At 71.2% G+C, this 7,544-nt stretch carries 8 protein-coding genes; 5 read left to right on the top strand and 3 right to left on the bottom strand.

Features of this window, described 5'->3' with window-relative positions:
- A partial coding sequence (locus DBR36_RS18075; RefSeq protein WP_375136078.1) for a hypothetical protein occupies positions 1-324 on the bottom strand: 324 nt, incomplete at its 3' end.
- A gap of 304 nt (positions 325-628) precedes the next feature.
- On the opposite strand from DBR36_RS18075, the gene DBR36_RS11420 reads away from it, so the two are divergent.
- The 5 genes from DBR36_RS11420 to DBR36_RS11400 all read left to right on the top strand — a co-directional run bounded on the left by DBR36_RS11420 (position 629) and on the right by DBR36_RS11400 (position 6,214).
- Entirely contained in the window at positions 629-2,926 is a 2,298-nt protein-coding gene (locus DBR36_RS11420) for a polyribonucleotide nucleotidyltransferase (protein WP_108319485.1), read from the top strand.
- A 243-nt stretch (positions 2,927-3,169) separates the two neighbouring features.
- Positions 3,170-4,195, top strand: a complete 1,026-nt coding sequence (locus DBR36_RS11415; RefSeq protein WP_108319483.1) for an aldo/keto reductase — start codon at positions 3,170-3,172, stop codon at positions 4,193-4,195.
- A gap of 78 nt (positions 4,196-4,273) precedes the next feature.
- Positions 4,274-4,876 (top strand): histidine phosphatase family protein, encoded by a 603-nt coding sequence (locus tag DBR36_RS11410; RefSeq protein ID WP_108319481.1) that lies wholly within the window; start codon positions 4,274-4,276, stop codon positions 4,874-4,876.
- Positions 4,877-4,952: 76 nt separating this feature from the next.
- Entirely contained in the window at positions 4,953-5,765 is an 813-nt protein-coding gene (gene dapB, locus DBR36_RS11405) for a 4-hydroxy-tetrahydrodipicolinate reductase (protein ID WP_108319479.1), read from the top strand.
- Positions 5,762-6,214, top strand: a complete 453-nt coding sequence (locus DBR36_RS11400; RefSeq protein WP_108319477.1) for a hypothetical protein — start codon at positions 5,762-5,764, stop codon at positions 6,212-6,214. Before dapB ends, DBR36_RS11400 begins: the two co-directional genes overlap by 4 nt.
- Positions 6,215-6,265: 51 nt before the next feature.
- Here DBR36_RS11400 and DBR36_RS11395 read toward each other — a convergent pair whose 3' ends face one another.
- Entirely contained in the window at positions 6,266-7,183 is a 918-nt protein-coding gene (locus DBR36_RS11395; RefSeq protein ID WP_108319475.1) for a TIGR01777 family oxidoreductase, read from the bottom strand.
- Positions 7,176-7,544 (bottom strand): OsmC family peroxiredoxin (locus DBR36_RS11390; protein WP_258222763.1); only part of this gene is annotated, 369 nt, incomplete at its 5' end. The genes DBR36_RS11390 and DBR36_RS11395, both read right to left, overlap by 8 nt.

Below are 7,544 nucleotides of genomic sequence, written 5' to 3'. Positions count from 1 at the left end.
ACCGCTCGCCGCGGTCATCTCGGCGTCGGCGGCGGCGCTGCGCGCGGAGAGCTGCTGGGCGCGCGCGGCCGTGGAATCGGCCTGCCGCCGGGCCTCGTCGGCGACCGTCGCGGCGTCCAGCGCGCGACGGGAAGCCTGCGCGGCGGTCGCCTCGGCGGCATCCAGCTGCTCTTTCACGTGCGCGACCGCGGCCTCGTCGACCGCGGCGGAGGGGCGCACCGACACGGTCGACGTCCCGACGGCCGCGGCGGGCGACGGCGCGATCGCAGCCGTCATCAGCGCGCACGCGAGGAGCGTGTGACCACTGCGACGGATGAGACCCATGAGGTCACGGTAGAGCACGCGCCCGTGGCGTGCCCACCCCTCGGGGGCTGCCGCTGATATGGTGGAGCGGAATGCCGTCTTGGCATCCGCTCAATTCCATATGAGCTCACGGAGCAGGCCGGCAGACGCTGGTCCCCTGTGGTGGACTCCCCGTCGTCTCGCCGGGTGGTCGTCTACTGGTGGCCAGTCGCCGGGATTTCCGGGTCGATTCGTCGGCGCGCCCTTTCTGCCTGTTCCTGCTCCTTCGCATGTCAGCTCGTCGCCCACACGGGGCGGCGAGCCTAAACAAAGAAGGAGGGACCTCTTGGAAGGTCCAGAAATCACCGCCGCCGAAGCCGTTCTCGACAACGGCCGTTTCGGTACCCGCACCATCCGCTTCGAGACCGGTCGCCTCGCTCAGCAGGCCCAGGGCGCCGTCGCCGCCTACCTCGACGAAGAGACGATGCTCTTGTCGGCCACCAGCGCCGGCAAGCACCCGCGTGAAGGCTTCGACTTCTTCCCGCTGACCGTCGACGTCGAGGAGCGCTCGTACGCCGCCGGCAAGATCCCCGGCTCGTTCTTCCGCCGCGAGGGTCGCCCCTCGACCGAGGCCATCCTGGTCTGCCGCCTCATCGACCGTCCGCTGCGCCCGTCGTTCGTCGACGGCCTGCGCAACGAGGTCCAGATCGTCGTCACCGTCCTGTCGATCGCGCCCGGCGAGTTCTACGACGCCCTCGCGATCAACGCCGCGTCGATGTCGACCCAGATCTCGGGTCTGCCCTTCTCGGGCCCCATCGCGGGTGTGCGCCTGGCGCTCATCCCCGGCCAGGGCGAGCACGCCGACCAGTGGGTCGCGTTCCCGACCGTCACGCAGCTCGAGGACGCCGTCTTCGACCTGATCGTCGCGGGCCGCGTGCTCGACGACGGCGACGTCGCCATCATGATGGTGGAGGCCGAGGCCACCGAGGGCTCCTGGAACATGATCAAGGGCGGCGCCACCAAGCCCAACGAGCAGGTCGTGGCCGAGGGCCTCGAGGCGGCCAAGCCGTTCCTGCGCCAGCTCGTCGACGCGCAGAACGAGGTCGCTCGGACCGCATCCAAGGAGATCCAGCAGTTCCCGGTCTTCCCGGCCTACAGCCAGGAGACCTACGACTTCGTCGCCGGTCGCGCCTACGACCGTCTGGTGCCCGTGTACCAGATCGCCGACAAGCAGGACCGTCAGAACGCCGACGACGAGGTCAAGACCTCGGTCAAGGAGCAGCTGCTCGCCGCCGTCGAGTCGGGCGAACTGCCCGCCGTCGCCACGCTCGAGTTCAACGCCGCCTACAAGTCGGTCACGAAGACGATCGTGCGCGGCCGCATCCTCGCCGAGGGCGTCCGCATGGACGGCCGCGGTCTGGCCGACATCCGTCCGCTCGACGCCGAGGTGCAGGTCATCCCGCGCGTCCACGGTTCGGCGATCTTCCAGCGCGGTGAGACCCAGATCCTGGGCGTCACCACCCTGAACATGCTCAAGATGGAGCAGCAGATCGATTCGCTGTCGCCCATCACGAGCAAGCGCTACCTGCACCACTACAACTTCCCGCCCTACTCGACCGGTGAGACCGGCCGCGTCGGCAGCCCCAAGCGTCGCGAGATCGGGCACGGCTTCCTCGCCGAGCGCGCGCTCGTGCCGGTGCTGCCCAGCCGCGAGGAGTTCCCGTACGCGATCCGTCAGGTGTCCGAGGCGCTCGGCTCCAACGGTTCGACGTCGATGGGTTCGGTCTGCGCCTCGACCCTGTCGCTGCTGAACGCCGGTGTGCCCCTTCGCGCTCCCGTCGCCGGTATCGCGATGGGCCTGGTCACCGACGAGGTCGACGGACAGACGCGCTACGCCGCGCTGACCGATATCCTCGGCGCCGAAGACGCCCTCGGCGACATGGACTTCAAGGTCGCGGGTACGTCGGAGTTCATCACGGCGATCCAGCTCGACACCAAGCTCGACGGCATCCCCTCGTCGGTGCTGGCGGCGGCGCTCACCCAGGCGAAAGAGGCTCGCCTCACGATCCTCAACGTCCTGAACGCCGCGATCGACGCTCCCGACGAGATGGCGCCGACCGCGCCCCGCGTCATCAGCGTGCAGATCCCGGTCGACAAGATCGGCGAGCTCATCGGCCCCAAGGGCAAGACGATCAACGCGATCCAGGACGAGACCGGCGCGCAGATCTCGATCGAAGAGGACGGCACCGTCTACATCGGTGCGACCGACGGCCCCTCGGCCGAGGCCGCTCGTGCCCAGGTCAACGCGATCGCCAACCCGACCAACCCCGAGGTGGGCGAGCAGTTCCTCGGAACCGTCGTCAAGATCGCGACCTTCGGCGCCTTCGTCTCGCTCCTGCCCGGCAAGGACGGCCTGCTGCACGTCAGCGAGGTGCGCAAGCTCGCCGGCGGCAAGCGCGTCGAGAACGTCGAGGACGTACTCTCGGTCGGTCGCAAGATCCTCGTGCGCATCACGAAGATCGACGACCGCGGCAAGCTGTCGCTTGAGCCCGTGCTCGACGAGGACGCCACCACGCCCGAGCCGGCCGACACGCAGAGCTCGGCCGCCGCGAGCGAGGGCCCCGAGGCTCCCGCCGAAGGCTGATCCCTCTGTCACCGGATGCCCGTCCCGCCTCGTGCGGGGCGGGCATCCGTCGTGTGACGGATGTGACTCGTGGGGCGGGCGTGACCGCGACGCGCGCAAGTGTTACGCAATGTTTATCGCCGAGCCGGGTGAATGAGCGGGCCCCATCGGGCGAACGCCTACCCTCGGAAGTACGTCGGGGGGCGTGGCGATACGGGTCCGCCGTACCGACCTTCCCCGGCACCCGCATGAGGGGATCGCACCATGAGCGGCTCGGGCGTCGATGAGACGGCGTCGCCGCGCCTGCGTCGCAACCGGCCTCCGCACCCCTCCGCCCCCATCGCCGTCCAGGGTCCCGGTCTCGGCGCGCACGTGCGCCGCCCGCTGGGCGAGACCGGTTTCGAGGTCTTCCCGATGTTTCTCGGCGGGGGCGAGTTCGGCTGGAACGTCGACGCACGCGCGAGTCACGAGATCCTCGACGCCTACGCGGAGCTCGGCGGCAATGCGGTGCACACCGCCGACAGCTACGCCGCGGGGCGCAGCGAGTTCATCATCGGCGAATGGATGCGCACGCGCCGGACGCGCGACGACACGGTCCTGACGGTTCGCGTCGGCGGCCATCCCGACAACCCCGGGCTCGACTCCGTCAACCTCGTCCGCGCGGTCGAGGCCTCGCTCACACGTCTCGGTACCGACCGGATCGACGTGCTGTCGCTCGACGCGTCTCGTGGCGGTCGGGCGGTGCTCGAAGACACCCTGGCCACGAGCGAGTGGCTCGTCGAGTCGGGCAAGGTCCGCGCCGTCGGCGCCCACGGCTACACGGCTGCGCAGCTGGTCGAGGCGCGCATCCTCTCGTCGGCCGGTTACCCGCGCATCACGGTCCTCGACGTGCCGTACAACGTGCTGCGACGCGCGGAGTTCGACGGCGACGTGCGCCTGATCGCCACCGCGCAGAACATGGCGGTCACGCCCTCGCACCCGCTCGCGCACGGCTTCCTCGCGGGCGAGACCCGCACGCGCGGTCAGTCCACGCAGTCCGTGCGCGGTACGCAGGTGGCCGCCCACCTCAACCGCCGCGGTTCGCGCGTGCTGCGCGCGCTCGATGCCGTCGGTGGCGAACTGGGCATCCCGGATGCCGCGGTGGCCCTGGCCTGGCTGCTCGCCCAGAAGATCGTCACCGCCCCCATCGTCAACGCGTTCGCCCCCCGCCACGTCGCCGAGTGCATGCGCGCCGTGGGCGTGCGTCTGAGCAGGTCGCAGCTGTCGGATATCGCGCGCGCCGCCGAGTGACGGCCGGCCTCGTCGGGCCGTGACGTAGGCTGGAACAACGGCCGGGGGAACGGCGGATCGACGACGGAGTGAGCTGACGTGACGCACTACATCTACCTGGTGCGCCATGGCGAGCACCAGGATGCCGAGCACGGCCTCACCGACGGCCCCCTGTCTCCGCGGGGGCAGCGCCAGGCCGCGCTGCTCGCCGATCGCCTGTCCGGGCTGCCGCTGGACGCCGTCTGGCACTCGCCCCTCGAGCGGGCCGCCCAGACCGCGCGTGCCGTGGCCGATCGCCTGCCCGCCGTCTCGCCCGAGTCCTCGGCGCTGCTGTTCGACTGCGTGCCCACCGGCATGACCCCCGAGACCCCCGCCGCCTACGAGCCCTTCTTCGGCTCGGTCACCGAGGCCGAGGTCGATGCCGGTCGCGCCCAGATGGCGGACGCGACGGCCGAGTTCCTCGCTCGCAAGACGGGCGAGGTGCACGAGCTCGTCATCACCCACAACTTCGTCATCTCGTGGTTCGTCCGCGAGGTGCTCCAGGCGCCCGAGTGGCGCTGGATGACGATCAACCAGGCCTACTGCGGCCTCACGGTGATCGCGCAGAAGAAGGGCCGCCCCTGGACGCTGCTCTCGCACAACGACCTGGCGCACCTGCCGGTCGAGCTGCGCACGGGACTCATCGATCCGCTCCCCGTCTGATCCGAGGATGCCGCGTCCGGCGCGTCCGCCCGGTGCCGCCGCCACGACGTCGGCGCACCCGCCTAGGCTGGAACGCATGACGACGCGTGTGGCCATCGTGGGTGGGACCGGCAAGCTGGGCGGAGTGATCCGCGAGGTCGTCGAGGCCGAAGAGGGGTACGAGGTCTCGGCCGTGCTGGGTTCGCGCTCCGACCTCGGCGAGCTCGACGGCGCCGACCTGGTGATCGACGCCTCGACCCCCGCCGCGTCGATCGACGTCGTGCGCGCCGCGGTCGAACGCGGCATCAACGTGCTGATCGGCACCTCGGGCTGGTCGAACGAGCGCATCGCCCTCGTCCGCCCCCTGGTGGATGCCGCCGGCACGGGCGCCCTCTTCATCCCCAACTTCTCCCTGGGCTCGGTGATCGGCAGCGCCATCGCGGCCGCCGCCGCGCCGTTCTTCCCCTCGATCGAGATCGTCGAGGCCCATCGCGAGACGAAGATCGACTCGCCCAGCGGCACCGCCGTCCGTACGGCCGAGCTGATCGCCGCGGCCCGTGCCGACGTGGGTCCGGTCGAGTCGCCCCACGTCGATCAGCGGGCCCGCGGACAGCGGGTGGCGTCGGTGCCGATCCACTCGCTGCGCCGACCGGGTGTGGTCGCGCGCCAGGAGACGGTGCTCTCGGGGGCGGGGGAGTCGCTGACCATCGTCCACGACACGATCGACCCGACCACGGCGTACGCGCCCGGCATCCGCATCGCCCTGGCCGCGGCGCGCGAGGCGCGCGGGGTCGTGGTCGGCCTCGACAGCTTCATCGACATCGGCGTGCGCACGCGGCCGGTGCGAGCCGAGGCGCCCATCGCCGACGGCGACGTATCGGGTCAGGTCGCGAGCGCGACCAGCGCATGAGGGTTCGTCTCGCCGTCGCCCTCATGACGGTCCTCCTGCTGCTGTACATCTTTCTCGCCGGGCAGCGCGCCATCGTCCTGCTGGGCAGCGGAGAGACGGTCGGCGTGGTGATGGGCGTGGCCCTGATCGTGCTGCCGTTGCTGGCGCTGTGGGCGATCGGTCGGGAGCTCTGGTTCGGTGTGCGCGCGCAGCGCCTGGGGGAGCGTCTGGATGCCGAGGGCGGGCTCCCCGACGAGAATCTGCCGGTGCGGCCGAGCGGGCGCATCGAGCGCGCGGACGGCGACGCCCTGTTCCCGCAGTACCGGGCGGACGTCGAGCAGCACCCCGCGGATTGGCGGGCGCGGTACCGGCTGGCCCTCGCGTACGACGCCGCGGGCGACCGCAGGCGGGCGCGAGAGGCGGTCCGGACGGCGATCCGACTCGAGGCCGAGGAACGCCGCGCGGGCTGACCCGCCCTCGCCCCGCGGACCGTGGCGATCCGGGGGCGCGGGCGTGATGGGTCAGTCCCCGGGCGCGGTGACGGCGGATGCGACCGCCTCTTCGACCGTGCGGTGCGTGAAGGTGTAGCCGGTGTCCGCGAGCACGGTGGGGCGCACGTCGGCGTCCGAGGTGAGCAGGGCCTCGGTCGCGTCTTTTCCGAGGGCCAGCTTGACGCCCCACACGGGAGCGCGGAGCACGTACGGGCGGTTCATCCGCTGCGCGAGCGCGAAGCCGAGGTCGTTGGCGGTCGCGCGCGTCGGACCGGTGAGGTTGACGGGACCGGCGATATCGGAATCGATGACGTGGCGGATGGCACGCACTTCGTCGTCGAGCGAGATCCACGGCCAGACCTGCGTGCCCCGCCCGATCGGCCCCGAGACGCCGAGCTTGGTCAACAGCAGCAGGGGCTTGAGCACGCCCTGTTCGTGCACGACGGGAGCGGTGCGCAGCAGCGCGACGCGCGCTTTGTCGCCGGCGTCGCGCGCGGCGGCCTCCCAATCGACGCAGATGTCGGCGAGCAGGCCCGAGCCGCGGTCCGAGGACTCGGTCAGCACGACGCGCGGCTGCGAGCCGTAGAAGCCCGTGGCACTGGCGTTGACGAGCGCCGGCGCGTCGTCGCCGAGCGCGCGGACGGCGGCGGCGAGCGTCCGCGTCGGAGTGACGCGCGACCAGAGCAGAGTGGACTTGTACGACGGGGTCCAGGGGAAGTGTCCGATCGACGCGCCGTTGAGGCACACGACCGCGTCGGCGCCGGCGATGACGTCGGGGTCGAGCGGGGCGGCATCCTGCAGCCACTGACGCTCGTGGGGACCCGACGGCGCGTGACGCACGAGCGAGGTGACCTCGACGCCGTCCGCCCGCAGGGAGTCGACGAGGGCCGAGCCGATCAGGCCCGACGCGCCGGCGATGACGACGCGTCGGGCCGGGGACTCAGGCAAGCGTGGCCTCGAGCGTGATGTCGATGCCCGTCAGCGCCTGCGACACGGGGCAGTTGGCCTTGGCGTCGGCGGCGATCTTCTGGAACGTCTCGTCGTCGAGGCCGGGGACCACGGCGTTGACGTTGAGGTGGCTGCCCGAGATGCCGGTGCCGGGCTTGAAGGTGATGGATGCCGTGGTGTCCACCGAGGTGGGCGGGGTGCCGTTGTCGGCCAGGGCGTTGGACAGCGCCATGCTGAAGCACGCGGAGTGTGCTCCGGCGAGAAGCTCCTCGGGCGTGGTGACCGAGTTCGAGCCCTCGCTGCGGGCCTTCCAGTTGACGTCGAACGTGCCGATGCCCGACGAGGTGAAGGTGACCTCACC

The sequence above is a fragment of the Microbacterium sp. HMWF026 genome, from assembly GCF_003061325.1.
In the GTDB taxonomy this organism is placed as follows: Bacteria; Actinomycetota; Actinomycetes; order Actinomycetales; family Microbacteriaceae; genus Microbacterium; species Microbacterium testaceum_E.
This window is presented reverse-complemented; position numbering and strand designations above follow the sequence as displayed.

Excerpts from the sequence above, each read along its gene's own strand:
- DBR36_RS11415 (WP_108319483.1), top strand. The coding sequence starts at position 3,170 with ATGAGCGGCTCGGGCGTCGATGAGACGGCGTCGCCGCGCCTGCGTCGC.
- dapB (WP_108319479.1), top strand. The coding sequence starts at position 4,953 with ATGACGACGCGTGTGGCCATCGTGGGTGGGACCGGCAAGCTGGGCGGA.
- DBR36_RS11400 (WP_108319477.1), top strand. The coding sequence starts at position 5,762 with ATGAGGGTTCGTCTCGCCGTCGCCCTCATGACGGTCCTCCTGCTGCTG.